Annotated in this window: 23 protein-coding genes; 16 read left to right on the top strand and 7 right to left on the bottom strand. The window is 38.6% G+C overall.

The window, feature by feature from the left end; translation table 11 throughout:
* Nucleotides 1-66: 66 nt before the first annotated feature.
* Complete coding sequence (locus tag IHV12_RS07325) at nucleotides 67-933, bottom strand: sulfite exporter TauE/SafE family protein (protein WP_197190424.1); 867 nt, start codon at nucleotides 931-933, stop codon at nucleotides 67-69.
* A gap of 242 nt (nucleotides 934-1,175) precedes the next feature.
* Here IHV12_RS07325 and gnd point away from each other — a divergent pair, with 242 nt between their 5' ends.
* From gnd to IHV12_RS07300, 5 genes are all read left to right on the top strand, one after another.
* Nucleotides 1,176-2,072 (top strand): phosphogluconate dehydrogenase (NAD(+)-dependent, decarboxylating), encoded by an 897-nt coding sequence (gnd, locus tag IHV12_RS07320; protein ID WP_066392738.1) that lies wholly within the window; start codon nucleotides 1,176-1,178, stop codon nucleotides 2,070-2,072.
* A 114-nt stretch (nucleotides 2,073-2,186) separates the two neighbouring features.
* A complete protein-coding gene (locus IHV12_RS07315; RefSeq protein WP_137789990.1) occupies nucleotides 2,187-2,705 on the top strand; it encodes an acyl-CoA thioesterase in 519 nt (172 codons plus the stop codon).
* A gap of 263 nt (nucleotides 2,706-2,968) precedes the next feature.
* Entirely contained in the window at nucleotides 2,969-4,642 is a 1,674-nt protein-coding gene (locus tag IHV12_RS07310; protein WP_197127398.1) for a spore germination protein, read from the top strand.
* On the top strand, nucleotides 4,639-5,859 hold the full coding sequence (locus IHV12_RS07305; protein ID WP_197127399.1) for a Ger(x)C family spore germination protein: 1,221 nt from the start codon (nucleotides 4,639-4,641) through the stop codon (nucleotides 5,857-5,859). Before IHV12_RS07310 ends, IHV12_RS07305 begins: the two co-directional genes overlap by 4 nt.
* Nucleotides 5,856-6,989: a GerAB/ArcD/ProY family transporter gene (locus IHV12_RS07300; RefSeq protein ID WP_197127400.1), complete on the top strand. Its 1,134-nt coding sequence runs from the start codon at nucleotides 5,856-5,858 to the stop codon at nucleotides 6,987-6,989. Before IHV12_RS07305 ends, IHV12_RS07300 begins: the two co-directional genes overlap by 4 nt.
* Here IHV12_RS07300 and IHV12_RS07295 read toward each other — a convergent pair.
* The gene (locus IHV12_RS07295) at nucleotides 6,949-7,179 is read right to left on the bottom strand and encodes a hypothetical protein (RefSeq protein WP_197190423.1); all 231 of its coding nucleotides are present in this window, start codon (nucleotides 7,177-7,179) and stop codon (nucleotides 6,949-6,951) included. The two genes, IHV12_RS07300 and IHV12_RS07295, sit on opposite strands and share 41 nt — an antisense overlap.
* 73 nt (nucleotides 7,180-7,252) lie before the next feature.
* Here IHV12_RS07295 and IHV12_RS07290 point away from each other — a divergent pair, with 73 nt between their 5' ends.
* On the top strand, nucleotides 7,253-7,900 hold the full coding sequence (locus IHV12_RS07290) for an SOS response-associated peptidase (protein ID WP_255552560.1): 648 nt from the start codon (nucleotides 7,253-7,255) through the stop codon (nucleotides 7,898-7,900).
* 207 nt (nucleotides 7,901-8,107) lie between these two features.
* Nucleotides 8,108-10,540, top strand: a complete 2,433-nt coding sequence (locus tag IHV12_RS07285) for a DUF6359 domain-containing protein (RefSeq protein ID WP_231620683.1) — start codon at nucleotides 8,108-8,110, stop codon at nucleotides 10,538-10,540.
* Nucleotides 10,541-10,593: 53 nt separating this feature from the next.
* On the opposite strand, the gene IHV12_RS07280 is transcribed toward IHV12_RS07285, so the two are convergent.
* A complete protein-coding gene (locus IHV12_RS07280; protein ID WP_066288466.1) occupies nucleotides 10,594-10,800 on the bottom strand; it encodes an alpha/beta-type small acid-soluble spore protein in 207 nt (68 codons plus the stop codon).
* 383 nt (nucleotides 10,801-11,183) lie between these two features.
* Here IHV12_RS07280 and IHV12_RS07275 point away from each other — a divergent pair, with 383 nt between their 5' ends.
* The 4 genes from IHV12_RS07275 to IHV12_RS07260 all read left to right on the top strand — a co-directional run bounded on the left by IHV12_RS07275 (nucleotide 11,184) and on the right by IHV12_RS07260 (nucleotide 15,724).
* Complete coding sequence (locus tag IHV12_RS07275; protein WP_197190420.1) at nucleotides 11,184-12,116, top strand: DMT family transporter; 933 nt, start codon at nucleotides 11,184-11,186, stop codon at nucleotides 12,114-12,116.
* A 78-nt stretch (nucleotides 12,117-12,194) separates the two neighbouring features.
* Entirely contained in the window at nucleotides 12,195-12,971 is a 777-nt protein-coding gene (locus IHV12_RS07270; protein ID WP_197190419.1) for a Cof-type HAD-IIB family hydrolase, read from the top strand.
* Nucleotides 12,972-13,110: 139 nt separating this feature from the next.
* The gene (locus IHV12_RS07265) at nucleotides 13,111-14,700 is read left to right on the top strand and encodes an SH3 domain-containing protein (protein ID WP_197127406.1); all 1,590 of its coding nucleotides are present in this window, start codon (nucleotides 13,111-13,113) and stop codon (nucleotides 14,698-14,700) included.
* A gap of 166 nt (nucleotides 14,701-14,866) precedes the next feature.
* Nucleotides 14,867-15,724 (top strand): patatin-like phospholipase family protein, encoded by an 858-nt coding sequence (locus tag IHV12_RS07260; RefSeq protein WP_197190418.1) that lies wholly within the window; start codon nucleotides 14,867-14,869, stop codon nucleotides 15,722-15,724.
* A 95-nt stretch (nucleotides 15,725-15,819) separates the two neighbouring features.
* Here IHV12_RS07260 and IHV12_RS07255 read toward each other — a convergent pair whose 3' ends face one another.
* From IHV12_RS07255 to IHV12_RS07245, 3 genes are read right to left on the bottom strand one after another with little or no spacing between them, the layout of a single operon-like run.
* Nucleotides 15,820-16,788 carry an ABC transporter ATP-binding protein gene (locus IHV12_RS07255; protein ID WP_197190417.1) on the bottom strand — a complete coding sequence of 323 codons (969 nt, stop codon included), beginning with the start codon at nucleotides 16,786-16,788 and terminating at the stop codon, nucleotides 15,820-15,822.
* Between the two features lie 12 nt (nucleotides 16,789-16,800).
* On the bottom strand, nucleotides 16,801-17,586 hold the full coding sequence (locus IHV12_RS07250) for an ABC transporter permease (protein WP_231618118.1): 786 nt from the start codon (nucleotides 17,584-17,586) through the stop codon (nucleotides 16,801-16,803).
* Between the two features lie 3 nt (nucleotides 17,587-17,589).
* Nucleotides 17,590-18,369: an ABC transporter permease gene (locus IHV12_RS07245; protein WP_197190416.1), complete on the bottom strand. Its 780-nt coding sequence runs from the start codon at nucleotides 18,367-18,369 to the stop codon at nucleotides 17,590-17,592.
* A gap of 95 nt (nucleotides 18,370-18,464) precedes the next feature.
* Between IHV12_RS07245 and IHV12_RS07240 the strand changes: the two genes are divergently transcribed.
* Together IHV12_RS07240 and IHV12_RS07235 are read left to right on the top strand one after the other, a co-directional pair.
* Complete coding sequence (locus IHV12_RS07240) at nucleotides 18,465-19,520, top strand: EAL domain-containing protein (RefSeq protein WP_197190415.1); 1,056 nt, start codon at nucleotides 18,465-18,467, stop codon at nucleotides 19,518-19,520.
* Between the two features lie 141 nt (nucleotides 19,521-19,661).
* Nucleotides 19,662-21,752: a peptidoglycan D,D-transpeptidase FtsI family protein gene (locus IHV12_RS07235; protein WP_197190414.1), complete on the top strand. Its 2,091-nt coding sequence runs from the start codon at nucleotides 19,662-19,664 to the stop codon at nucleotides 21,750-21,752.
* Between the two features lie 422 nt (nucleotides 21,753-22,174).
* On the opposite strand, the gene IHV12_RS07230 is transcribed toward IHV12_RS07235, so the two are convergent.
* Nucleotides 22,175-22,261 (bottom strand): YjcZ family sporulation protein, encoded by an 87-nt coding sequence (locus tag IHV12_RS07230; RefSeq protein WP_082820548.1) that lies wholly within the window; start codon nucleotides 22,259-22,261, stop codon nucleotides 22,175-22,177.
* A 221-nt stretch (nucleotides 22,262-22,482) separates the two neighbouring features.
* On the opposite strand from IHV12_RS07230, the gene IHV12_RS07225 reads away from it, so the two are divergent.
* The 3 genes from IHV12_RS07225 to IHV12_RS07215 all read left to right on the top strand — a co-directional run bounded on the left by IHV12_RS07225 (nucleotide 22,483) and on the right by IHV12_RS07215 (nucleotide 26,799).
* The gene (locus tag IHV12_RS07225) at nucleotides 22,483-23,034 is read left to right on the top strand and encodes a copper resistance CopC family protein (protein ID WP_197190413.1); all 552 of its coding nucleotides are present in this window, start codon (nucleotides 22,483-22,485) and stop codon (nucleotides 23,032-23,034) included.
* Between the two features lie 172 nt (nucleotides 23,035-23,206).
* Nucleotides 23,207-24,970: an ABC transporter ATP-binding protein gene (locus tag IHV12_RS07220; RefSeq protein WP_197127413.1), complete on the top strand. Its 1,764-nt coding sequence runs from the start codon at nucleotides 23,207-23,209 to the stop codon at nucleotides 24,968-24,970.
* Between the two features lie 5 nt (nucleotides 24,971-24,975).
* Nucleotides 24,976-26,799 (top strand): ABC transporter ATP-binding protein, encoded by a 1,824-nt coding sequence (locus tag IHV12_RS07215; protein WP_197127414.1) that lies wholly within the window; start codon nucleotides 24,976-24,978, stop codon nucleotides 26,797-26,799.

Below are 26,799 nucleotides of genomic sequence, written 5' to 3'. Positions count from 1 at the left end.
GGCAAAATGTCCATCCATGATGGACATTTTGCCTGTTTTATTATGATCTATACTGCTCTGCTTTTCTTAAGCTTTTTTTCGAACTGCAAAGACGATCAACATACTCCATAGAAGAAGTAGGGGTACCAAAGCTGAAATTTCTGTAAACAAATCTATAGAAAAAAATTCGTTCAAAATCGTTCTTAAGTTCGTTACGATTATTAAGCCACCAGCTAATACGCCTAATAGCGCTGGCTTTAACTTTTGCACAAGCCACGCTGCAAAAGGAGCTGCAATGATCCCACCTAGCATCATCGCAACAACGACCTGCCAAAGCAAAGTTTCCCAACCGATAAACAAAAAGAAACCGATAGAAGCAGATAATGATACTGCAAATTCACTAAAATTTACTGAGCCGATCGCTTTATTAGGAGTAAGGTTTTTCTGTGTAAGCAGAATAGGAGTTGTTATTGGTCCCCATCCACCGCCACCTGTTGCATCCATAAACCCAGCGATTAGCCCTAATGGACGATACATCATTTGCTTAGCACTGCTCTCTGTAGAATCTGTCTCTGTATCCACCTTTACTTTTATCAGTAAAAAGCGGAACAGAACATAAAAGCCAAGACCTAATAAAAATAACGAGATGTACGGTTTGATAAATGCAGAAGGAATGTAACTTAAAAAAGCAGCACCTAAGAATGCACCTATAGCGCCTGGGATGACGAGCTTTTTGACCGTTTTCATATCTACATTTCCGAATTTGAGGTGTGAGTAGCCTGAGACAGCAGATGTCACAACTTCTGATAAGTGAACAGAAGCAGAGGCTAAAGCGGGCGAGAACCCGACTACTAAGAGAAGAGTTGTAGAAGTAACTCCATAAGCCATGCCTAGAGAGCCATCTATGAGTTGAGCCATGAGACCAATCAAAGCCAGCATTACAATTTTTTTCATAAAAGGTCCTCCAACAATAATGATGCTATAGATTATGTGGACAAAATGAGAAAGGTTCAGGTCAAATGTTTATGATTTTATAATTTTTCTTTGTTATTTCATATAAAAAGAACTGAAATAATTGTTTTTTTGTTCATTTTTAGATACTCTAATAGACAGTGTTGCAAGTAGAGGTTAATCGCCTTTATTTTGTGGAATAATACAAAACAGTTATAAATACATAAATTGGAGTGATATGTACAATGGAAATCGGTTTAATCGGCCTTGGGAAAATGGGCTTCAATATGGCACTGAATATGAATGATAAAGGGAATACGGTTTTCGCTACAGATGTTAACAAAGATACAGTGAAAGAGATCTCAGCGGAAGGTGTTAAAGGTGTTGACTCGATCGAAGAGCTTGCTAATTCTTTTACAGGAAGAAAAGCGGTTATTCTTTTAGTTCCAGCTGGAGAGATCGTTGACCAAGTAATCGAACAACTGAAGCCACATTTAACAGAGGGCGATATTATCGTTGACGCTGGTAACTCCATGTACAAGCACACTCTTCGCCGCTATGAGGAACTAAAAGCATCAGGCATCCATCTAGTAGATGTTGGTACGAGTGGAGGAACTGATGGAGCGCGTTACGGTCTTTGTGCCATGATGGGTGGAGATGACGATGCTGTTAACTACCTTGCTCCTTTATACGAAAAAATTTGTGTAGAAAAAGGATTTATGATTACAGGGCGTGCAGGTTCTGGTCATTTCTTGAAGATGGTTCATAACGGAATCGAGTACGGTATGATGCAAGCAATCGGAGAAGGTTTTGAGATCTTAGATAAAAGTGATTTCGATTACGACTATGAAGCAGTTTCTAGAGTATGGAATAACGGATCAGTTATCCGTAGCTGGCTGATCGAACTGATGGAGAACGCATTCAGCAAACAGCCAAAACTTGAAGACATCCGCGGTGTGATGAATTCTTCAGGTGAAGGGATCTGGACAGTTGAAGCTGCTCTTGATTATCAAGCGTCAGCTCCAGTTATCGCACTATCTCAATTCATGCGTTTCCGTTCATTAGAAGACGACACGTTCCACGGTAAAGTCGTTGCGGCACTTCGTAACGAATTTGGTGGCCATGCAGTCGTGAAAAAATAATAAAATGCCTTAATAAAGACCTCATTGCTTATACGTTTAAGCAGAGGTCTTTCATTAATTTTTGGACATTCAACATATACTAGTGATGAAGAGATAAGAATAGGAGTTTTGATCATGGAAGAAAAATTTGTTCGTGAATCTCGAACAGTAAAATCCTCAGTAGTACTTCCACCGGATACAAATAATCATGGTACGTTATTCGGAGGGAAATTGATGGCTTATATCGATGATGTTGCAGCTATATCAGCGATCCGACATGCACGAAAAAATGTGGTTACAGCTTCAACGGATTCGGTTGACTTTTTACAGCCGATAAAAGAAGGACATTCTGTTTGCTTAGAATCATTTGTGACGTGGACGAAAACAACTTCAATGGAAGTTTTCGTAAAAGTGATCTCAGAAAATCTATTGTCTGGAGAACGAAAAGTTTGTGCGGTTTCCTTTCTAACATTTGTAGCGTTAGATGAAGAGGGTAAACCAACCCCAGTGCCAAAAGTTATACCTGAAACAGAAGAAGAAAAATGGCTCCATGAACATGCGCCAGAACGAGCAATTGCAAGAAAAAAGCGCAGAGAAGAAAGCAAGAAATTGGCCAAAGAGTTCGGAGTAAAAAAACCTTGGGATCCAATGTGAGTATAAAGATATATTTTTAGTGTTTTGCAGTTCATAAGATTCGCATTTTTAAAAGAAGATGCTATAATAAAGTTACCTTTTTCCAGCCAGGGATACAGAACCCTGGCATTTATACTGTTAATTTGTTAAAGCCCCTGATCGTTTTCATCAATGAAATCGATCAGGGGCTTTTTTGTGTTTAAAGTGTGTAAACGAATCGTTAGTACATAACCAAGTCGTGTTGTGCAAATGCTAAGAAAAGTTTGGTAAAAAGGCGGATGGTTATGCGGAATAGAAGAAAGCGTCCAATCATTAGAACTCATAAAAAGTTAACAGATATGTTAGCAGATAAAAAGCATGATGATCATTCTTCTCTTCAATCTAATACCATTTCTATGGATACATCAATACAACAGAAAAAAGAAACAGAAAAGCGTGTTGGAGAACTTAGTCCGGTTCTGCATGTGGTGGTTGATAGAGTAAAGACACTCTTAGGTAACCCGATGGATTTAATCGTCCGTGAGTTTGAATTTGAGCTAGAACACAAGGTTACAGCTACATTATTATTTTTAGAAGAAATGAATGATTCTCAAGTGTTAAATGAGTTCATTCTTTCACCATTGATGTCACTGTCATCAGACAAGCAATCTTCTCCAGTGCCAGTAGACCATGCATTACATTACATCAAACAGAATGCTTTAGCCCTTGGAAGAGTATTGGATGTCGAAACGGAAGATGAATTAGTTGAAGCCCTTCTTGCTGGTTTAAGTGTTCTTTTAGTTGAAGGTAATACAAAAGGTCTTAAACTAGGAACGAACGGCGGAAAAGTTCGAGGAATCGAAGAGCCTACATCAGAAGTTGTTATTCGTGGTCCTAAGGATTCATTCACAGAGTCAATCAAGACGAATATCTCGTTAATAAGACGAAGAGTAAGATCAAAAGATATTAGAATTGAAAAGTTCAAAATAGGAGAAGTCACACATACAGATGTGGCGGTTGTTTATCTAGAGAATATCGCTGATCCATTATTGATTCAAGAGATTAAAGAGAGAATTGAAGAAGTGAAGACAGATGGCTTGCTAGAATCCGGTCAACTTGAAGAGTTTATTCAAGACGAGACAGTCACTGTTTTTCCGCAGTTTCTAAATACTGAACGACCAGATGTTGTTATTGGAAACCTGCTCGAAGGTCGTGTGGGTATCATTATTAATGGAACACCGTTTGTTCTAATCGCCCCAGCACAATTTATACAGTTCTTTCAGTCATCAGAAGACTATTATATGAGGTATGACATCAGTACATTTCTTCGTTTGTTGAGATTTTCGGTCTTTATTATATCCTTGATCGCTCCATCGATTTATATTGCCCTTACCACTTTTCACCAAGCCATGATTCCAACGACTCTTTTGTTTGGAATCGCTGCTCAGCGTGAAGGAGTACCGTTTCCGGCAATAGCAGAAGCGTTAGTGATGGAGATTACATTTGAAATCTTACGTGAAGCAGGAATTAGGATGCCACGGGCGGTAGGCGTCGCCGTTTCAATCGTTGGGGCACTTGTATTAGGGCAAGCAGCAGTTCAAGCAGGACTTGTTTCACCTGCGATGGTTATCGTTGTGGGAATCACTGCAGTAGCTAGCTTTGCGATCCCATCGTTTGCTGTCGCCACATCAGCACGATTATTACGATTTCCGTTAATGCTGATCTCATCAGTTTTCGGCTTCTATGGTCTTACACTAGCTTTGATTGTAATCATCGCACATTTATCAAGCTTAAGATCTTTCGGTTATCCATATTTAAGTCCTTTTGCTCCGTTACAAACACAGGATTTAAAAGATAGTCTGTTTCGATTTCCGATTACCAAATTGTTCAAAAGACCAGAAAAGCTATCGGAAAAAAACCAAACACGTACAAAACCTTATTCGGTTAAGAAGAAACGAGAGGAGGAGACAACACGTTGAAACTTTTAAAAAGTTGCCTTCCTCTCTCACTCTGCCTTCTATTTCTAACAGGCTGCTGGGATCAAAATGAGCTGGATGAGCTTTCAATCGTAATGGGAATTGGAATTAACATTGATAAAAGAGGAAATTTAATTGTGACCTATCAAGTGGTGAACCCAACAGAAGTTGCTCCAGGGATTACCGGAGCTGGAGGAGGAAAACAGCCCGTCTTCACCGTCTATGAGACAACAGGAAGAAACTTGATGGAAGCAACGAGAAAAGCAAGTAAACAAACATCAAGACGCTTGTTTTTTGCGCATGCGAGGATGCTTGTTTTTAGTGAGAAAATTGCAAAAGAGAGTATCTATCAAGCGGTTGACATGATTTCTCGTGACCCTGAAGTTCGTTCGACCATTCAAGTTGTTGTAGCTAGAGATACGACGCCATCAAAATTATTAAGAACGTTTACAGCCATCGATAAGGTTACTTCCGATGAAGTGGCTACAATTTTGAAGATTTCAGAGAAAAATTGGGGAGAAAATATGCAGCAAGATATTAATGAAGTCCTTCAATCTATTATCGATGAAGGCGGAGAACCGATAATCAATGGCATTAAAATTACGGGTGACCATAAATTGGCAGTGACAGCACAAAACTATGAAGTGGGCGATCCCGCGAGAGTTCAGTTATCAGGCATGGGGGTATTTAGAGATGGCAAGCTGCAGGGGTGGTTGGATGGACCTGAAGCGAGAGGCGTTCTGTGGATAAAGGGAAAGCTTGTTAGTTCAGCGATTACAGTACCTTGTATGGGTAACGATAACGGATATTCTATCGAGATTGTTCGTTCGAATACTGAACTGTCGGCAGATACAAAACAGGATATACCGACGATAACACTCGATGTGTTTCCTGAAGCAAATATTGCAGAAGCAAACTGTGCAGTGAACTTAGAAAAAACTTCTGAAATCCTTAAAATTGAAAGTAAATTAAACCTTGTAATTGAAAAAGAAATTCAAAAAACGATTAACGCATCACAAGATTTTAATAGCGATGTACTTGGATTTGGTGAATTGTTGTATAGAGAAAATCCGAGTAAATGGCGCAATGTTTACAAAAAGAACTACAAAGAGATATTTCCGAAGTTGGAAGTGAAAGTGAATGTCGATTCTCGTATTAGAAGATCAGGTGTTCGAACTTCACCGTTTTTATTAGAGGAAAAGAAAGAGGCTCCAAAATGAAGACCATCAAGATCGATATTCAACAATACTTTATTATCATCGTCTTATTTGAACTCGGAAGTGCGATCCTTGTTGGTTTAGGAATGGATGCTGGCAGGGATGCTTGGATCGCTATCCTGCTCGGTATGACATGCGGTATGTTTCTATTTGTAGGTTATTATTATCTCTATAAACAATTTCCAGAGCAATCGTTAACACAATATTTGCAGATCTTGTTCGGTAAGTATATAGGAAAATTATTTGGTTTCTTGTACCTAATGTACTTCATGTATTTAGCTGCTCGTGTTTTGCGTGACTTTGGAAGCCTTCTGCTGTCAGCAGTTTTTGTACAAACACCGATTATTGTTGTAAATGCGCTAATGATTGCTACAATTGTTTATGTTTTAAAATTAGGTTTCGAAGTTCTAGTAAGAACAGGGGAGATCATTTTTTTTCTAGTCGTTCTCTTAGGAATCGTTCTTGCTGTACTTGTTTTATCAGCAGACTTAATGAAATACAATTATCTTCTTCCTGTTCTAGGCAAGGGGTTCTTGCCGGTCTTAAAGGCGGCGTTCCCAGTAACACCGACTTTTCCTTTTGGAGAAATGGTGGTTTTTACAATGTTGTTGCCATATTTGAAAACAACAAAGAAAAGTAAAGCACTAACAGTTGGGTTATTTGCCATTATGGTGAGTGGGATTATCTTAAGTGTAACGGTCGCGATGGACATTGCGATATTAGGAGGGCATGTTGCTACTCATGTCTACTTCCCATTGCTTGCTGCAGTTGCGAAGATTAACTTAGGAGAATTTATTCAAAGGTTGGATGCGTTAGTGGTATTTACGCTCATTATAGGAGGGTTCTTTAAGATCTCTGTATTGTTTTATGTTGCAGTTAAAGCAACCCAAGACATCTTCGGAGTAAAAGAAGAAAAAAAGCTCATAGGCCCAATCGGTATTGTATTGATTCTTTCATCTATCGTCATAGCAGCAAATTATGTGGAACATATTACAGAAGGTTTAAATATCGTTCCTCATTTTATCCATTTACCATTTCAAGTTGTTTTACCGAGTCTATTCATTATTGTATTCTTAATAAGAAGAAAGAAGCTTAAGCCTTTTGCTTCTTCTCCATCCACTTCGACAGAATAAACGTTAGGATGGGTAAGATCATCAAAGTGATCACTAGAACATATTCAACCTTGTCCACATAGTGAAAGAAAGACATAAACGATTTTTTTATAACCGTTGCTGGAGCGATTCCTAGAAACCAATCAATGACAATGAGTAAAGAGAACATACTGAATAGTAAAATGATATAAATAACAACAGGATTCTTCATGACGTCCACCTCCTGTTTTTAGTTTTTGCACGATTGACATCCTTATCCATAAGTTGAACCGAGGTGATATGTTTTGTGTGGCAGATATATGCTTTACTACGAAAAAGATGTGATTATTGATGCTTTTAACTTAGAAAACGAATTTGATTATGATAAACGCTTTAACATTGCTCCGAGTCAGCAAGTTCTCTCGATTATTAAAGCGAGCTCAGGAAATAGAGCAGGATATATGAAGTGGGGGCTTGTCCCAAGTTGGGCGAACGATCCGAAAATAGGAAACAAATTAATGAACGCGAGAAGTGAGACAGTTTCTGAAAAACCAAGCTTTAAAAACTCTTTTGTTCAAAAAAGATGCTTGATTCCTGCAAGTGGATTCTACGAATGGGTTATTGAAGAAGGTGTTAGCAAGAAGCAGCCCTATAAGTTTACATTAAGAGATAAAAAGCCGTTCGCATTTGCCGGGATCTGGTCTAGATGGACAGGTGAAGTCGAAGGACAGCAAGAAGAAAGAATTACCTGTTCCATCTTAACAAAAGCATCTAATGACTCTATGAAAAAATATCATCACCGTATGCCGGTAATGTTAGAGCCAAACGTTGGAGAGAACTGGTTGGATCGCTCAGCAAGTAAGGATAAACTTTTTTCTATTCTCCAAGACAACAACCCAGAACTATTTGCAGAACAAGTCACTATGGATTTGAACGTTCATAGAACTAGCTGACAGTTTCTTTTGATCTGTATTTGATCAGGTGAAAGTGTCATTTTTTTTACGAAAAATAATCCAAGAGTACTATATTGTAAATTCTTTGTAAGTCTTTCTGACTGTTTTAATATAAAACTAACAATTGAATCGACAGAATTGTGTTATATTTTTCATGGATTTACATGTTTTACATCCTATTAGTGAGGCAGGTGGAACGATATGTTCATGAAAATGACGAAAAGGCTTACAAATATAAGTATCATGCTAGTAATGGTGCTTAGCATGGCTATACCACTGCAGCAGACTGCATCTGCAGCTGACGTTCTAACGGTTAGCGAAGCATTGGTTAAGCAGGATAAATCAACACAGATGGTTGAAGGGTATATCGTAGGAACTGTTCATGGAGGTAGTGGGTCTTCTATCTCATTCAAACATGAAGGACCATTTACTGCGAATACCAACTTGGCCATCGCAGATTCAGTGAACGAAACAGACAAAACGAAAATACTAACTGTTCAATTACCTAATAATGCTGCAAGATCTGCATTGAACCTCGTTGATCACCCTGAGAATTTAGGGAAAAAAGTTCAACTTGAAGGAACACTAGAGGCCTATTTTAGTGTGCCAGGACTTAAAAATGTAAACAAATATCAAATTATTGATGGTGCTCCTTCTGAACCACAAGTAGAAGAAGTAAAGTCTTCGGTTGAGGGACAGGTTGTTTCTAAAGGGACTTCAGTCGTACTCTCTACTGAAACAACAGATGCTGAAATTTTTTACACTTTAGATGGACAAGATCCGACTACAGCTAGCACACGTTATACATCTCCTATTTCAGTAGATGAAGATGTAACCATTAGAGCTGTCGCTGTTAAAGAAGGATTTAAGAATAGCAACATATCAGAGTTCAAATACCAAGTTGCTCTATCCGGACTTCGTATCCATGATATTCAAGGTGCAAGTCATCAATCTCCTGTTTCGAATAAAGCAGTAGAGGGTGTCGAAGGAATTGTAACAAAAGTTGTAGATAACAATAATTTTTATATGCAGGACGTTAAACCAGACAAAGACTATAGAACGTCTGAAGGTATTTTAGTCTACCAAAAAGATCACGGTCAGACTAAAGGAAATCTTGTTTCAGTTGATGGGCTAGTAAAAGAATGGGTACTTGAAGGATATTCTGATAAATTAAAAACAGATCTAGCTGTTACAGAGATTAATGGAAGTCGCATCACAAAACTACAAGAAGGACAAAAACTTCCAAAGTCAACAATCATCGGTTTGTTTGGTCTTCAACAACCAACTAGAGTGATTGATAATGATAACTTTGGGTTGTTTGATCCAAAAGAAGATGGCATTGATTTTTATGAGAGTTTAGAAGGTATGCTTGTAGAAGTAAAAAATCCTGGTGTTCTTGCACCTCAAAAATATGGAGAACTTGTTGTTGTTCCAGATTTTTGGAAGCAAAAAGAATTTAACTCATCAGGTGGTCTAAACATCAAGGAATTTGATTACAACCCAGAACGCATTTTTGTCGATATGAACGACGAATCGTTTGTGGCAAAAACAGGAGATTTCTTCTTGGGCTCAATTACTGGAGTTGTCAGCTACGGATTTGGTAACTATAAAGTGTTAGCTGACCGAGAAGAACTTCCAACGTTTGTTGAAGGAAGAACAAAACCGGAAGTTACAAAGATTCACGAAAAACATAAAGAGTTAACGATCGCGAGCTTTAACGTAGAGAACTTTTCTGCACTTGAAGAAGGGCGTGACAGTACGAGCGATGAAAAAGTATCGCGTATCGCAAAATCGATCGTTCGTAACCTGAACGCACCAGATATCGTAGGGCTTGTTGAGATGCAAGATGGAAACGGTCCAACGAATGATGGTACGACAGATGCAAAAGAAAGTGCTGATCGATTAATCGCTGAGATTACGGCGCAAGGTGGTCCACAATATGTGTATACAGATATCGCACCAGTTGATGGACAAGACGGCGGAATTCCTGGTGGTAACATTCGTGTAGGATTCATCTACAATCCTGAACGTGTTTCACTTGCAAAAGGAACTAAAGGAACAGCAACAGAAGCGGTAGGCTATAAGGACGGGAAGCTTACTGTAAATCCTGGGCGTATCGATCCGACAAACCCAGCATTTGAAAACAGCCGTAAGCCAGTCGCAGCACAGTTCATGTTTAAAGGTGAGAGCGTAATTGTGGTTGCGAATCATTTTAACTCAAAAGGCGGAGATCAGCCGCTGTTTGGGAAAAATCAGCCTCCTTTCCTTGGAAGTGAAGCGCAACGTTTAGAAATCGCGGGAATTGTAAATCAGTTTGTTAAAAATGTTAAGAGTGAAGATAAGGATGCAAAGGTCGTGCTGCTTGGAGATTTCAATGATTTCGAGTTTACGAAGACGCTGCAGGAAGTTAAAGGCAAAGAGTTGACGAACATGATCGAGAAAGTTCCTTACAAAGAGCGCTACACCTATTCTTACCAAGGGAACGCTCAAGTTCTTGATCATATTTTAGTAACAAACAATATGGCGAGAAAGACAAAAGTTGATATCGTTCATATCAATTCGCAGTTTATGGAAGAACACGGTCGAGCAAGTGACCATGATCCTGTGTTAATTCAAGTAAAACTAGATAAAGTCAGATAAATAAATAAAAGTCATCCGCATATTGTGGATGACTTTTTCATATTAACTGCAGTTTAGCGTCGGTATCCGCCACCTAGCTGTTGTTCAGCCATTTGAACAAGACGTTTAGTGATTTCACCACCAACAGATCCATTCGCACGGGATGTTGTGTCTGGTCCTAGTTGAACACCAAACTCAGAAGCTATTTCATACTTCATTTGATCCAAAGCTGCTTGTGCTCCAGCTACTACTAATTCGTTAGAGTTATTGTTACGTGCCATATGTATCACCTCCTTGTATTACTAGTTTGTATATATTTAACAATTTTATGCGCATGATGGAAAAATTCTTTTCGGAAGAAGAGATCGATAGGTATTCGCATATTTTTGCTTTAACCGACACCAAAACCCGTAAGTTTCGTATGATACATCATCCCCCTATTTTTATTTTCAAGATAAGCGCTGAGCTGGTTTGTTAAGCTCAGTGCTTTCTGTTTTTATGACGCCTGTTGATACTATGGTAGGTAATTGATTACTAGCTGATTGATACATATAAAGATAAAAATGTAGAAATTAGAATAATAAAATATATTTGATTTTAACGCATTCGTTTTATAATGAATGAAGGATATAGATTCAATAGTAATTGGGAGAGCGGGTGTAGGATGGGGAATCAAAAAGAGTATTCCCGGTGGAAAGGTATAGGACTAGCCTTAGCAGGAGCTTCTCTTTGGGGGTTTTCAGGAAACGCAGCAGAATGGATCTTTTCACATTCAGCAATGACCGCAACATGGTTAGTTTCAGTCCGTATGGTAATGGCTGGAGCGCTGCTATTATTTCTAGTCTCTTTTCATCACAATATATTTGAAGTTTGGAGAAATAAAAAAGATCGAACGGATTTAATAGTATTTTCTTTAACGGGTATGCTTGGGGCACAGCTTACGTTCTTTTTGAGTATAGAAGCGGGTAATGCACCAACGGCTACACTGCTTCAATTTTTAGGCCCGGTGTTTATTACGATCTATTTTGCGTTAAAGTTCTTAAAATGGCCAAAACGAAAAGAATGGATGGCAGTACTAATGGCTCTTTCAGGAACGTTCCTGCTCTTAACAAATGGAAGTTTGCAAGAGATAACGGTTTCCGAAAAAGCTATATTCTGGGGAGTTCTCTCAGGTATTTCAGTAGCTATATATACCGTCTATCCAGTGAGACTGTTAAAACAGTATGCATCTGCTACGATCGTAGGTTGGGCCATGTTGCTTGGTGGATCTGCTGTTTCTATTTTTACTCAGCCGTGGCAGGCGAATGCAATCGAATGGTCTTTCTCATTATTTGGAATGCTATCATTTGTAGTAGTATTTGGAACACTATTGCCTTTTTATCTCTACTTAGACAGCTTAAAGTATATAAGCTCGACAGAAACGAGCTTACTTGGAAGTGCTGAACCTTTAGTAGCAACCCTTGTATCTGTCATATGGCTTGGTACTGCGTTTGGGAGTTTCCAAACAGCAGGTGGCATGCTCATTATTTTGACAGTATTCTTGCTATCTATGCCAGAAAAGGGACTAATACAAGTGAGTCAATCAATAAAAAAGTAAAGCAAAACGCATGATTTGACATTTATACGGAATCGTACCACTATGGTAGGGAAGAACATTCAACAGGAGACGATGCATATGGATGACAAAATAGTATTTTTTGATATAGATGGAACGCTAGTAAATGATGAGAAAATTATTCCTGACAGCACGAAAGAGAGTATACTTCAGTTGAAAAAGAACGGCGTACATGTAGCAATCGCCACTGGACGTGGCCCGTTCATGTTTGAACCAATTCGTGAGGAATTAGAGGTGGATTCGTTTGTGAGTTTTAACGGATCTTATGTTGTTTTTAAAGATGAAGTGATTCACAAGACGCCGTTATCTAGAGAAGCGATTCTTAAAATTGAAGAAGAAGCAGAAAAGGCAGGTCACCCTCTTGTCTATCTTGATCATGAAAGAGCGACAAGTAATGCTGATAATCATGAGATCATTAAGAACTGTACGTTTAATCTCATGCCGAGTTATCCCGTTTTCCACCCAGGATTCTATAAGGAAAATGAAGTTTATCAAGTTTTATTATTCTGCCAGGAACAGCATGAACATGTCTATCGCGATGGATACAAAGGCACGTTCGATTTTATACGCTGGCATGAAAATGCGTTAGACATTTTGCCAACTGGTGGTTCTAAAGCAAAAGGAATTGAAGCTTTTATGAACCAGATAAACATGAAACCTGAGAATGTGTACGCATTTGGTGATGCGTTAAATGATATCGAAATGCTTAAAGCAGCGGGAACAGGAATTGCGATGGGCAATGGTTTAAAAGAAGCAAAAGACGCGGCAGACTTTGTTACAAAATCAGTTGATGAAGATGGTATCTATCATGGACTTAAGCATTTTGGATTAATTTAATCATGGAGCACCCTAGTTGAATTCAACTAGGGTTTTTTTTGTTCTGAAAATTGCAGTGAAAAAGGTAAAGGAGCAACCTTTTAATGACGATATAACACGTACAGCAAGTAAAGAACTTTTCAAATAGGAGTTGAAACGTGTGAGATTGAATGTAAAGGTGATGTGTTACTTTTTAATCGCTGTCTTTTTAATCGTAAGCTTTCCATTAAGACCTGTCTCGGCAGCAGGAAAAACGGCAACAGTGAATGCAACAAGCTTGAATGTTCGCACAGAACCTTCCTCATCCTCAAAACAGATCGGATCATTAAAAAAAGGCGCGAAAGTTACGGTGTTCCAGATAGAAAAAGGATGGGCAAACATATCTTTTCAGGATAGAAAAGCTTGGGTTAGTTCAGCGTACATAAAGGTAAATAACTCAACCAGTTCCAAAACACCATCTCAAAAGGAAGCAAAAAATATTAAAACAGCAAAAGTTACAGCAACTTCTCTAAATGTGCGGAGTGGTGCAGGAACTCAATATAAGACGGTAAGCTCGCTAAAGAATGGAGCGGTAGTTTCTGTAATTAAAGAAGAAGGCAATTGGGCTAATATAACATACGGTTCAATTAAAGGATGGGTAAGTAGTGCGTATCTATTGAATCAAACAGGTACAACTCCTCCTAAGCCTCCTACAAACAAACCTGTAAACAATGGAAAGTGGGGAACAGTAACAGCGACGTATTTGAATTTTCGATCATCGGGAAATTTATCTTCACCGATCATCGGCTCACTCAAATATGGTACTTCTGTTCAGATTTTGTCAGAGTCAGGAAGCTGGCTTTCCATTCAAACGTCCGATGGAAAGAAAGGTTGGGTATCTAGCCAGTACATATCACTAAAAACGGGAGGGTCTCCAATCGTTACAAACCCTAAGCCTGCAACGAAACCTCCAGTTGCTCCACCTTCATCTGTATCAAAAAAAGTTGTCGTCTTGTCAGATGGAGTGAATATTAGGCAAGGTCCTTCTACAGCATACTTAATAGTGGGTCATGCAAATCAAGGGGACGAATTCGCATTTCTTCAATCTAAGAACGACTGGGTACAAATTAAGCTGCCAAATGGTAAAAGTGCTTGGGTGGCAGGATGGCTTGTAGCTGTTCAACAATCATCCTCTAACAATCCTTCAACTCCTAAACCATCCTTGAAGGGATTAAAAGGAAAAAGGATTGTGATAGATCCTGGTCATGGTGGAAATGATCCAGGAGCTTCAGGAAAATCATCGGGTACACAAGAAGCCGCTATGACGTTGATGAGTGCGAGATTATTAGCCACACAGCTTAGTAATGCAGGTGCAAAAGTCATCTTAACTCGAAGTGATAATACGTATATATCTCTTAATAAACGTGTGGAGATTAGTCATTATCATTTTGCAGATGCATTTGTTAGCCTACATTACAACTCAGCTTCAGATAGATCCGCTACAGGACTGTTAACCTTCTATTACGGCCAGAAGGACCTGAAATTGGCGAACTCGGTAAACAACGGATTAATTGGAGCAAATACGGGATTAAAAGGTGGAAATGTTAGATATGGAAACTTTCACGTTCTACGTGAAAACAAACAACCTGCCGTATTAGTAGAGCTTGGTTTTTTGTCAAATCCATTTGATGAAAGTATAATCAAGAGTAATTCTTTTCAAACAAAAGCAGCAACGGGTATTACGACAGGATTGGCTCAATATTTTCAATAAGGTGAAGAGGCAGTGATTAAAAATGTGAACTTTTAATCACTGCCTCTTTTGTTTCAGTAAGTATCTTTTCCTATTCTTAATTCGCTTGACTGGATTTTATGTTCACTTTATTCATATAATTAAAATCATAAATAATAAATGTAGTTAACAATAGGTGGTGCCAAATTTGGAGAACTCTGGACTTATTCTTGAAGGTGGAGGAATGCGCGGTGTTTATACGGCAGGGGTACTCGATGTTTTTATGGAGAACGACCTTTACTTTCCGTATGTGATCGGGGCATCTGCTGGTGCTTGTAACGCTGTATCATACTTATCACGCCAGCACGGAAGAAATCGCACGGTGAATCTAGAATATAGCTCACATCCTGAATATATTTCTTATAAGAATTGGTTGTTTAAGAAGAAGGGGTTGTTCGGTATGGACTTCATATTTGATGAACTTCCAAACCGCCTAGTTCCCTTCGATTATGCTGCATTTAAACAATCGAAAGAAAGATTTGTAGTCGTTGTAACAGACGTAAGAACAGGCCAACCCGTTTATTTGAATAAAGAAGATTACGAAGAGATGGAGATCTCAAATGTTCTACGTGCATCATCATCCATTCCATTTATCGCACCAGTAGTCGAGCTTGCAGGAGGTCAGATGATGGACGGAGGGATTGCGGATCCTATACCTGTTCATAAAGCTTTGAAAGATGGCGTGCAAAAAGGAGTCGTAATCCTCACTCAGAATGAGGGTTATCGCAAGAAAAAGCCTAAAATGACGTGGGTAACGAAAAAATTCTATCCTGAATACACAGGTCTCGACGAAAGTTTACGTGGACGCTACATCAAATATAATGAGACGCTTGATTTTATAGAAAAAGAAGAGAAAAGTGGAAACTTATTTGTCCTTCGTCCCATGGAGAAAATGATAGTAAAAAGAATTGAACGCGATCCTAAACGACTTGGAGTTCTGTACGAACAAGGAAGAATAGATGCACTTAACCAATTGGATAACTTAAGAAGTTGGTTATCCAATTAAAATCAATCCACTCTCCCGTATCATTTCATGCCATAAAAATAGAAAAGCTTGCAATAGAAGTCACGAAACAGACCTCTATAGCAAGCTTTTTTCATTTAGTATATCTTTTGAATAACTTGTTCAATATCTGGTTCTTTCATCTGAATATCGACCGGTTCTCCCCATTGTGTGACTTTTTGAAGTAATAGAGGTGAAGATAGAAGAGAGCGATCATAATCGATAATTAACTTTTCGTCTTCCCATGTCATTCTTTCAATTCCTTCTAATTGTATGTCAGCCGTGTTTGGTTTTACACGATACTGAATCTCCATGACGCTTGGTAATCCAATATTCTTTCGTAAATCTTCCAGCGTTCCATCTAAAACCATTTGTCCGTGATTGATCACGATCACGCGGCTGCATAACCGTTCAATATCATCCATATCATGTGTGGTTAACAGGATGGTCTTCTTCTCGTTTTCGTTCAGTTCTTTTAAAAAGGCTCGTATACTTGTTTTTGCATTAACATCTAATCCGATCGTAGGTTCATCTAAGAAAAGGATGTCAGGATCATGAATCATGGCTGCAGCAAGGTCCCCGCGCATCCGTTGCCCTAGAGATAGTTTTCGAACAGGTGTGTCCATAAACTTTCCAATCTGAAGCATATCATCATACAACCTCAAAAACTGGCGATATTTTTCATCAGGTACTTTATACATTTCTTTTAAAATATCAAAAGAATCACGTAACGGGAGATCCCACCATAGTTGTGTACGTTGTCCGAATACAATGCCGATCTTTTTGGCTACTTCTTTTCTTTTTTTCTGCGGGCTCAATCCTCCCACTGTGATTTCACCGCTAGTCGGATGAAGAATACCTGATAACATTTTAATCGTAGTGGATTTTCCAGCACCGTTCGGCCCGATATAGCCTACGAATTCACCCTCTTCAATAGAAAAAGAAATATCATTTACAGCTCTTACCACATGATGCTTTGTAGAAAGAAGAGAACTAAACGACCCGATAAATCCTTTCTTTGTTTCATAGATTTTAAAGTGTTTATTTAATTGCTGAGCTTGAATCATGTATAGCCCTCCTCAACTTCCTGTACTATGGTAATGGCGGATTCCAAACATCCAGAATCGTAACGCTATGAATAGAAAAACGATTGAAACGAGTGGTGGTAATGCTAGGTTCCAAAGGTCACCACCTTTATTTAATAGAAACAGAACAGGTGTATAATTCATGAATCCTACTGGGATGACTGTGAAAAAAATGATTTTGAGCCAGCCGGGATAGATGTTCATCGGATAGTTGGCTGCATTAAATGGAGCATATAGAGTAAAGGTTTGGAAATCTTTAATCCTCTGTGTCCAAAAGGCAATGGTAGCTGTGATCAACCCTAGAGAAAAACAAATAAGTACTCCAGAAATGATAGTTACAGGTAAATAAATTAACAAAAGAAATAATTCAACGTTATTAAGTTTTAAACCGATAATAGAAATAACAAGGATTAAAATACCTTGTATCGTTCCTCCTATTCGGGATAGGTCTATGTTTTTAGTCAAAAGCAATGATAACGGAGAGACAGGTCGAATTAGAAGACTATCGAATTCACCTTCGACCATATAACGTTCAAAATTATGTACCTCTACACAAAATACTCTGTACAGAGTAATGGCAACAGATGAGATTCCATAGAGAAGCCCCACTTCATAAAGATTCCAACCCTTTACATCGTCAAAACGCTGCAGAATGGCTGCGAGCAGCACAAAGTCCACCGCCATGATCAAACCGTATGATAAGGAGGATACGAGAAAGTTCATCTTATACTGCATACGTGAACGCAAACTTCCTGATAATAGTTTCAGATAAAGGTTCATGACTTATCCTCCTTGAATTTCTAACTTATGGCGTGCCTTCTCAGTTAGCCATAGGTTGAAGCATGTTAAAACCACGACCCAAACCAACTGGATAAGAATAACTTCACTTGAAATCTTCTCAAGGAAAATCATGACAGGGTAATAGATGGCTCCTGCAAAAGGTAAATAGGGTGTGATAGAAGATAGGGGAGCTGGAAGTAAATCAATAGGTACAAGTTGTCCTCCAAGTCCAACCAATAATGTAAAGTTTACAAAATGTGCCCAATCGATCTCAGTCGTCCAGCATGCACTGATTCCTACTAGGTAGAACAGGTTAATAGAAATGATCATGGCAAAAAGAATAGAAATACATAAGAAAAAATAAGTCAGTATGTGTTGAGGAATATAAAAGCCTACCGTTAAGGAAAAAACAAGCCCAATAGGAAGAGATCGAAAGAACAAGTTATACACTAATCTTCCAGCTTCTTGAGAGGTAACATAGAGAAAAAAGTTTGTTGGTCTTGCGAGTTCTAAAGAAATTGCACCATTTCTTATCCCGTTATGAATATTGAGTCCTGCCGTTAAGAAACCGGATAACCAGAGGATGCATTGGACAGCCGCAATGTAAAAGGTCATATCTAGGGCAGTGTAGGGACTGTCATTCTCTTTTCCTTGAAGTACACCGACCCATATGGCAATGAAAACAAATCCGAAGATTGCACTCGCTGCATTATTGATCAGATGCGCCACCTTGTATTGCATGTTACGCATAAAGCTCTTTTGTAAAAGAATCCAATAAACCATAAGTCCCCCTTTATGAAGTTTTCATTTTTTAGCGCAGAAATATAAAATAGCAAATTTTACAAAAGTTTGCAATTCTTTTTTTGGAGGTTATTTTTATGTCATGTTCACAGTGTCGTCCAACAGGAGATTTTCCGGAGAGTGGATTTTTACATATCCGTACCGATCATCCCGTGCTTGTGGAAAGTTTGATGAATTTATTTAAAGAGCACGGTTTGGAAGGCATTCATTCTGGAAATGTTGCATCAGCAAAATATAGCAATCTTATAGAACTGCAAGATTTCATGGAAAAGTCACTTAAAACATTTAACGAAATGGCTGTACGGTCATTTTATTGTTCAGTTACTTCTGCATTGAAAGAAATGAGCGTCTTCACACCTTGGATTTCATTTCAGCAATTTTATGAAAGAATGAAGCATATCGATCTGTATGACATTATTCAACAGCAGCTCTTCACTACACACTCGCAGCCTATTGTTTTTTTACAGAGTGGAGAGATTTATGGATATGAGTTCTTACTTCGTCCATCAACTGAAGAATTTGAATTCAAACCTTATGAACTTTTTCAGTTTGCTGAACGAGCAGGTCTTCAGGCGCTGTTGGACGGAAATGCTAGGATGACTTCTATTCGAAACAGCGCTGGAGCCGTTTCACCAGGCTTGAAACGATTCATTAATTTCCTTCCGTCATCGATTTACGACCCAAAGCATTGTCTGGCTACAACATTTAAAGCAGCAGCTGACGCAGGAGTAGATCCAAACGATCTTGTCTTTGAAGTGGTGGAGACTGAAGAAATCGCAGACATCGATCATTTAAAAAGTATCCTTCAAGCTTACCAAGAGCAAGGAATGAAAGTAGCACTAGATGACTTAGGTGCAGGACATTCAACACTTTCTGTATTAAAAGAGCTGAAACCAGACTATGTGAAGATTGACCGTAAAATCGTTTCTTTCTGTGATGAAGACGCATCTAAGGAAGATATGATACAAAAAATCGTTGAGGTTGCAAGAGAAATAGGTGCTGTCGTACTTGCCGAGGGAATTGAGAGAAAAGAAGAAGCAGACATCGCACTTAAATGCGGAGTTGAGCTTGCGCAAGGTTACTTTTTTGGCCGGCCCGTTCCAACAAAATCATTAGCAGCAGCTGTTCAATAAATTTACGAAAACCTTATCAAAAAAAGATAAGGTTTTTTTTACCGAATGACTTGGAATAGTGACCAACTTCTAGTAATCTATAGGTAGATGCTTTTGTAATATAATTGTAAAATTAACGGGAATATTTCCAAAAGGAGCGGAATGATGGTAACGAAAGCGGATCCGGAAAAAAAGAGGAAAAAGTCGCAAGTGCCCTTTCGTTTAAATGTCTTGTTTTTGGTCGTCTTTTTTCTTTTCTCAGTCCTTATTTTAAGGCTTGGTGTTCTCCAAATCGTAAATGGAGAGGAAAAACGGCTAGAGTCTGAAGCAGTTGAAGAAGTTATCGCAAGGAAAGAAGCGCCACGAGGAAAGCTGTTAGACAGCAACTTCCGTGAGGTCGTAGGGAATGAACCTTTCTTTTCTTTAACATATACGAAAACAGTAGATACAAAAGCAAAAGACACGATGCGAATTGCAGAATGGCTAGCTGATCGCCTTGGGGTTACAGAAGATCAGATTAAAAAGATCACAGAACGCGATAAAAAAGACTATTTTATCTCGAAACAAGATGTGACAAAGATGATTGAAGAGCGCCTTAGCAAGAAGGAAAAGAAATTAAGTGACAAAGATCAATATATCGCACTCGTCAATAAGATTACAGAGGAAGAAATCAATAGTCTAACTGACAAAGATATTAAAATTCTGGCTTATAAACGTGCAATGGATACGGGTTATGCGTATTCAGCACAACGAATTAAAACGAACTTGAACAACGAGGAAGTTTCCGTAATCTCAGAGAATCTTGGTGACCTTCCTGGGGTAGATATTATGGCGGATTCAGAGAGAATCTATCCGTATGGGAGATCAGCAATTTTTGGAGCTGTTAAACAAATTCCAAAGTCACGAATGGATTATTTCATGACTAGGGGTTATGACAGAAGTGACCAAGTAGGAATTAGTGGACTTGAAATTCAATACGAACAGGTACTTAGGGGTACTAAGGAGAAATCTGTATATTTAACAAATCCCAAAACTGGAGAAACCATTGGTGAGCCAAAAACAATAGCTGGACAAAGAGGAAAAGATATTGTACTCACTCTAGATATGGAATTACAATTCCAGTTAGAACGAATTTTAGAAGAGGAAATATTAAAGGCAAAACCTTTGCCTGGAAATGACTTATTAAATTCAGCATATATCGTAATGATGAATCCCAAAACTGGAGAAATCAAAGGGATAGCTGGTAAGAAATATGAAGATGGAAAATTTACTAATCAGGAATATGGAGCATTATTTAATTCATATGAGATGGGTTCTACAGTTAAAGGTGCAACAGTATTAGCGGGACTACATGAAAAAGTTATTTCAAGAGGTTCAATCATACACGATAAGCCTTTTCAAATTGCTGGGGGAAAACCTAAATCATCTTGGAAAAATATGGGTTTTATCGATGATTTAGATGCTCTCCGAATGTCTTCTAACGTTTATATGTTTAATATTATGGATCGGATGATTGGACCCGAACATTGGACAGAAACATATGATGAAGCTCGTTATATGTTTAGCCAATTTGGCTTAGGTGTTGAAACAGGGATAGATTTTCCAGATGAAGCAACTGGATATAGAGGTACTCCAATAGAAGGGCAATCCGGGACATTGTATGACTTAGGTATTGGTCAATTTGATACGTATACAACCCTTCAGCTAGTTCAATATGTATCAACGATTGCCAACGGTGGATATCGAGTAAAACCTCAATTAGTAAGAGAGATTAGAGAACCAGGTGATACATCAGAAAATGGTGGCAAACTTTTAAAGAGGTTTGAGCCGGAGATTTTAAATAGACTTGAAATGTCAGAAGAACATATAGAAAGAGTTCAACAAGGATTTTGGCAAGTTATGCATACTCAAGGTGGTACTGCAAAAAGTTACTTTGATGATGAGGAAAAATATCATAATCCTGCTGGTAAAACGGGAACAGCTCAACGTATTTTAAAACATCCTAGAACAGGTCAAATTGTAGAGAAGCATAACCTAACATTAGTCGGATATGCTCCATTTGAAAATCCTGAAATTGCGTTTGCAGTTGTTGTACCAGAAGGAACTCCTCAAGGTAATTTTCAAAAAATCAACAAATATATCGGCCAACGTGCACTTGAAGCATATTGGAAGTTAAAAGATAAATACGGTGAGAATGCAGCAACAGTTACCGGTAATTTAGAAAAAGACAGCGAAGAGGACTCAGCAGAATGATGCTGAGTTTTTCTTTTCCTAAAAGATTATTGCTTTTTACTCTTTTTATTTACTTCAATGACAGTTGATTGGAGCGTATGGTGTGAGACTCCAGAGGAACAGGCTGGCAGATTGAAAAGTGGAAGTGGCTCGTTCAGCCCCTACAAGCAAAAGTTGAATGGGCTATGAAGGCGCACTTTGCCTTCTGACCGTTAAACTTTTGACCTCGAGGGGCTAGCCACTGCAACTAGACAGGTGAAACACTTAAAAGTGAAACGCTAGAATGTGGCTCACCGCATGCCCCGCGGAAAGCGAAGCAACTGGAGCGTAAAATCAACTACTTTCGGGACGCAACAATGATACGAAAACAGACTTTTTTAAAACGTATGTACAATAGAAAAAACCGGCACATGGCCGGTTTTCTCCCTTCACACTATTCATTATTAGCAGAAGCAAGCTGCCCCAACAATAATCAATAGAATAAATAACACTACTACCAATGCAAAAGAATTGCCATAAGAATAACCCATCGATTTTTCCTCCTTTAATTCTTGCAATTGTTAATTCCATATATCCTATGCCTGTTTTCATAATTGAAGTGGGCAGGAGCCCAGATTCCATCAAAATAGGCGTTAAATGTATGTTTGACCATAAAAGTGTCAACGATTTGTAAAGACTGGATACTTGTGAAGAACATATATTCTTTGTTTTAATGAAAAGAGAAAGAAAATACGTAACAGGGAGTCAGCTTATGAAAAAATTACTTTTACCTTTAGTATTATTATTTACAATTGTTTTCCAACTGCCTTTATCGGCGTCTGCTCATTCTAAACTAGAAACTTCTACTCCTGCAGAAGGTGAGAAGGTTACAACAGATCTTGAAGCGGTTGTTTTAACGTTTTCAACGAAGATTGAGTCGTTAAGTACGATGACGTTAAAAAACGGTGAGAAAGAGATTCCTTTACAGATTAGTGTAGAGGACGATCAAATGACAGGAGCGATCACAAATCCGCTTGAAAATGGAAACTATACAGTAGCGTATAAAATCATTGGCGCTGACAGTCATGTGATCGAGGGGAACTACTCATTTGCGGTAGATCGCCCTGAACAAGAAGAAACACCAGAAGAGGGTACAACAGATAAAGGGACTCAAGAGAAACAAGAAGACAATAGTGAAAAAGCATTGGATGATCAAGAAAAAAACGAAAAGCCGAATAATCCATCATATTTTGCACCATTAACCATTGGTTTAATTATCATTATTGCTATCGTGTCATTCTTTGCATTTAGAAGAAAGCGTTAAAGGAAAAGCCTCGAATATATCGGGGCTTTTTTTCGTACTATAGGAAAGATAACAAAGTGAATTATTTATTTTGTTTTTAGTAAAGAATATGAGCAAATAGATAGTTTTTTCTAACTATTCTGTTATATGATGTATATTGTCTTTTAATTTTCAGAAGGGGTTAGGTGATAGGGTGGATACATTTAAGAGATTAAAAGATTTTTATTGGCCGTATAAAAAGTACTTTTATTGGTCGATCTTGACTTTGATTCTAGTGTCAGGAATTACAGTTGTTTATCCGATGGTCTTACAATTTACCATCGATGAAATCATTATCAAAGGGGAATATTCAACCGTACCATATGTTGCATTAGGCTTTGTACTTCTGATGGTAATAAAAGGGGCAGCTACATATACTCATCAGTTTTATGGAGATCTGTTCGGTATTCGTTCTGTTTATGAACTTCGTGAATCTTTATACGAAAAGCTGCAGTTTCTGCCATTCGATTATTATGATAATGCAAAGACTGGAGATTTAATGTCGAGGTTAACTGCTGATGTTGAAGGTTTTCGTTTTTTTCTTTCTTTTGGCTTCTCACAGCTAATAAATTTTGTTTTAATCATAGGTTTTAGTCTCTCCGTAATGTTCTTCTATTCAGTTCCATTAGCACTCATTACACTGTGCATGATGCCTTTCCTCGCACTCGTTGTTTACAAGTTTGATAAAGAAGTTCATCCGGCTTTCCGTGGAATTCGGAAATCTATGGCGAATCTCAATACGAAGGTTCAGGAGAATATTAGCGGAATCAACACTGTTAAATCGTTATCACGTGAAGATTTTGAGATTAATAAGTTTGATACGTCTAATGAAGATTATAAGTCTCAGTACTTAAACACGTCTCATATTTGGGCTAAGTACTTTCCGGTAATGGAATTGATCGGAAATCTGTCGGTCGTTTTACTGCTTGCTTATGGTGGCTATCTTGTTATTCAAGGGAACCTGACAGCTGGAGAGCTCGTGGCGTTCTTTAGTCTTGTTTGGTATATCATGGGACCCATTATGAATCTGGGGTTTATCATGAACACTTTCTCTCAATCAAAAGCATCAGGAGAGCGTTTGTTGGAAGTGTTAGACGAACCTCTTGAGATGGAAGGGAAAGATCGCGAACTTGAAATGGTTCGCTTTCACGGAGAAGTGACGTTTGAAAATGTTACACATCGTTATAAAAACGAGAAAAAAGAAGCACTCAAAGATATTTCTTTTACAGCAAAACCTGGTCAGACGATTGGATTGATCGGTGCCACGGGTTCTGGAAAAACATCCATTACCCAACTACTATCGAGGTTTTACAATCCTGAATCAGGAACCATCTTAATAGATGGTAATCCACTCGATGATTATTCGTTAAGAACGATCAGGAAAAATATTGGTACCGTTCTTCAGGAGTCTTTTTTGTTTTCGTCAACGATAAAAGATAACATCTCTTACGGTAACCCATATGCAGATATGGATGATATTATCGATGCAGCAAAACGAGCTCAAGCGCACGACTTTATAATGGAGCTTCCTGATGGTTACGATACGATATTAGGAGAAAGAGGACTAGGACTATCTGGTGGCCAAAAACAAAGGATTTCAATAGCTAGAGCGATCCTTATCAATCCAACAATCTTAATACTTGATGATGCGACAAGTGCTGTAGATATGGAGACAGAATTCAGGATACAAAAGGCTTTAAAAGAAGTGATGAGCGACCGTACAACATTCATTATTGCTCACCGTATCTCTTCTTTAAAACATGCTGATGAGATACTTGTCCTATCAAAAGGGAAGGTAATCGAACGAGGTACACACGACGAGTTGATACAGCAAGAATCAGGAGCGTATCGAAGAATTTATGATATTCAGTATCAAGATAAAGAAAAAGTCTTTCAAATGAACGGGCAGGGGGTGTAAGGAGGATGCAGCATTCAAAGGAATTAAAAACGAAGAAATCACCTCGTTTTAAATATTCTTCTGAACAAGTGATCGATAAACCGTTCAACTGGGGGCAGATTATTCGGTTGTTTCAATACATGAAGCCTTACAGCAAGAACTTGTTGCCAAAGGCGATCATCGCGATGATGGTTTCGACTGCAGTAAGACTTGTAGTTCCTATTTTTATAGGTGTTCTAACGTTTGATCATGCAATCAAGAACAAAGATACGAACCTTCTTGTGAAATTAATCATTGCGATCGGGGGCCTCTACCTATTATCCTGGGGTGCGAATACGTTGCGGATAAAATGGATGAACTATCTTGGGCAATATGTGATCTACGACATACGTCAGCATCTGTTCAAGCATATTCAGCGCCTGTCACATCGCTTTTTTGATCAGCGCTCTGCAGGATCTATTCTTGTTCGCATCATTAATGACGTGAACTCTTTACAAGATCTGTTCACGAACGGTGTTATCAACGTATTGATGGATATCATCCTTCTGTTTGGTATCATCGTCATCATGTTCATCTACAGCCCAGAGCTAACGCTAGCGATCATGGTGATCTTGCCTCTTATGTTCTTCATCTCGACAAGTTTACGAAAGAAGATCAGACGCTCTTGGCAAGTTGTACGTATTAAACAAGCTAAGCTCAATTCACACCTGAATGAAAGCATACAGGGGATACGAGTGACTAAATCGTACACACAAGAAAAAGAGAATATGAGCTTCTTTAATGGAGTTAACAACGAAACGTATGATAGCTGGAAAACGGCGACACAACAGAATGCATTGTTCAGACCGTTTGTTGAAATGTCTAATGCGATTGGAACAGCGATTCTATTGTGGTTTGGTTCCTACTTGATACAAGGTGAGGCACTTGAAATTGGGGTATTTGTTACGTTTGCTTTTTATCTCGGTATGTTTTGGGAGCCGATCTCTCGACTTGGGCAAGTTTACAATCAGCTTTTAGTAGGAATGGCTTCATCTGAAAGAATCTTTGAATTTTTAGATGAAAAACCGAATGTTCACGAAAAAGAAAATGCTTTTTCGTTTTCAAAAATTAAAGGGGAAATTCAGTTTAAGGACGTTGAGTTCTCCTATAATGCGGATCGAAAAGCATTAAAAGGCATCGATCTAACGATACAAGGGGGTCAGACCGTCGCACTGGTCGGCCATACAGGGTCAGGTAAGACGACGATCGCGAACTTAGTGAGCCGATTTTATGATCCAACATCGGGTACGGTACAGATTGATGGAAAAGATTTGAAAGACGTCAATCTAGCGAGTCTTCGTGAAAAAGTAAGTGTCGTTCTTCAAGATACTTTTATCTTTTCAGGAACGATTAAAGAGAATATTCGCTTTGGGAGACCTGGTGCTTCCGATGAAGATGTTAAGAATGCTGCAAAAGCAGTTGGAGCACATGCATTTATCGAGAGACTGTCGAATGGCTATGAAACAGAAGTAGAGGAAAGAGGAAATGTTTTATCAGTTGGTGAAAGACAGCTACTTTCATTTGCAAGAGCACTTCTTGCAGATCCTGATATTCTGATTCTGGATGAAGCAACGGCAAGTATCGATACCGAATCTGAACAAAAGATACAACAAGCCTTAAAGACGCTTTTAAAGGGAAGAACAGCGATCATCATTGCACATCGACTTTCTACGATCAGAGAGGCAGATAATATCGTCGTTCTCGATCACGGTGAGATCATGGAGCAAGGTAGTCATGCGGAGCTTATGCATGCAGAAGGCATTTATTATCACCTTGTCGTATCTCAGTTTAAGATGCTTGATGCGATATAA

It is taken from the genome of Fictibacillus sp. 7GRE50, from assembly GCF_015903875.1.
Taxonomy (GTDB): Bacteria; Bacillota; Bacilli; order Bacillales; family Fictibacillaceae; genus Fictibacillus; species Fictibacillus phosphorivorans.
The sequence above is the reverse complement of the archived record's forward strand: the minus strand, read 5'-3'. Positions and strand labels throughout refer to the sequence as shown.

Coding starts and splice junctions, on each gene's coding strand:
- IHV12_RS07325 (WP_197190424.1), bottom strand. CDS start 933: ATGAAAAAAATTGTAATGCTGGCTTTGATTGGTCTCATGGCTCAACTC.
- gnd (WP_066392738.1), top strand. CDS start 1,176: ATGGAAATCGGTTTAATCGGCCTTGGGAAAATGGGCTTCAATATGGCA.
- IHV12_RS07315 (WP_137789990.1), top strand. CDS start 2,187: ATGGAAGAAAAATTTGTTCGTGAATCTCGAACAGTAAAATCCTCAGTA.
- IHV12_RS07310 (WP_197127398.1), top strand. CDS start 2,969: ATGCGGAATAGAAGAAAGCGTCCAATCATTAGAACTCATAAAAAGTTA.
- IHV12_RS07300 (WP_197127400.1), top strand. CDS start 5,856: ATGAAGACCATCAAGATCGATATTCAACAATACTTTATTATCATCGTC.
- IHV12_RS07295 (WP_197190423.1), bottom strand. CDS start 7,179: ATGAAGAATCCTGTTGTTATTTATATCATTTTACTATTCAGTATGTTC.
- IHV12_RS07285 (WP_231620683.1), top strand. CDS start 8,108: ATGAAAATGACGAAAAGGCTTACAAATATAAGTATCATGCTAGTAATG.
- IHV12_RS07280 (WP_066288466.1), bottom strand. CDS start 10,800: ATGGCACGTAACAATAACTCTAACGAATTAGTAGTAGCTGGAGCACAA.
- IHV12_RS07275 (WP_197190420.1), top strand. CDS start 11,184: ATGGGGAATCAAAAAGAGTATTCCCGGTGGAAAGGTATAGGACTAGCC.
- IHV12_RS07270 (WP_197190419.1), top strand. CDS start 12,195: ATGGATGACAAAATAGTATTTTTTGATATAGATGGAACGCTAGTAAAT.
- IHV12_RS07255 (WP_197190417.1), bottom strand. CDS start 16,788: ATGATTCAAGCTCAGCAATTAAATAAACACTTTAAAATCTATGAAACA.
- IHV12_RS07250 (WP_231618118.1), bottom strand. CDS start 17,586: ATGAACCTTTATCTGAAACTATTATCAGGAAGTTTGCGTTCACGTATG.
- IHV12_RS07245 (WP_197190416.1), bottom strand. CDS start 18,369: ATGGTTTATTGGATTCTTTTACAAAAGAGCTTTATGCGTAACATGCAA.
- IHV12_RS07240 (WP_197190415.1), top strand. CDS start 18,465: ATGTCATGTTCACAGTGTCGTCCAACAGGAGATTTTCCGGAGAGTGGA.
- IHV12_RS07235 (WP_197190414.1), top strand. CDS start 19,662: ATGATGGTAACGAAAGCGGATCCGGAAAAAAAGAGGAAAAAGTCGCAA.
- IHV12_RS07230 (WP_082820548.1), bottom strand. CDS start 22,261: ATGGGTTATTCTTATGGCAATTCTTTTGCATTGGTAGTAGTGTTATTT.
- IHV12_RS07225 (WP_197190413.1), top strand. CDS start 22,483: ATGAAAAAATTACTTTTACCTTTAGTATTATTATTTACAATTGTTTTC.
- IHV12_RS07215 (WP_197127414.1), top strand. CDS start 24,976: ATGCAGCATTCAAAGGAATTAAAAACGAAGAAATCACCTCGTTTTAAA.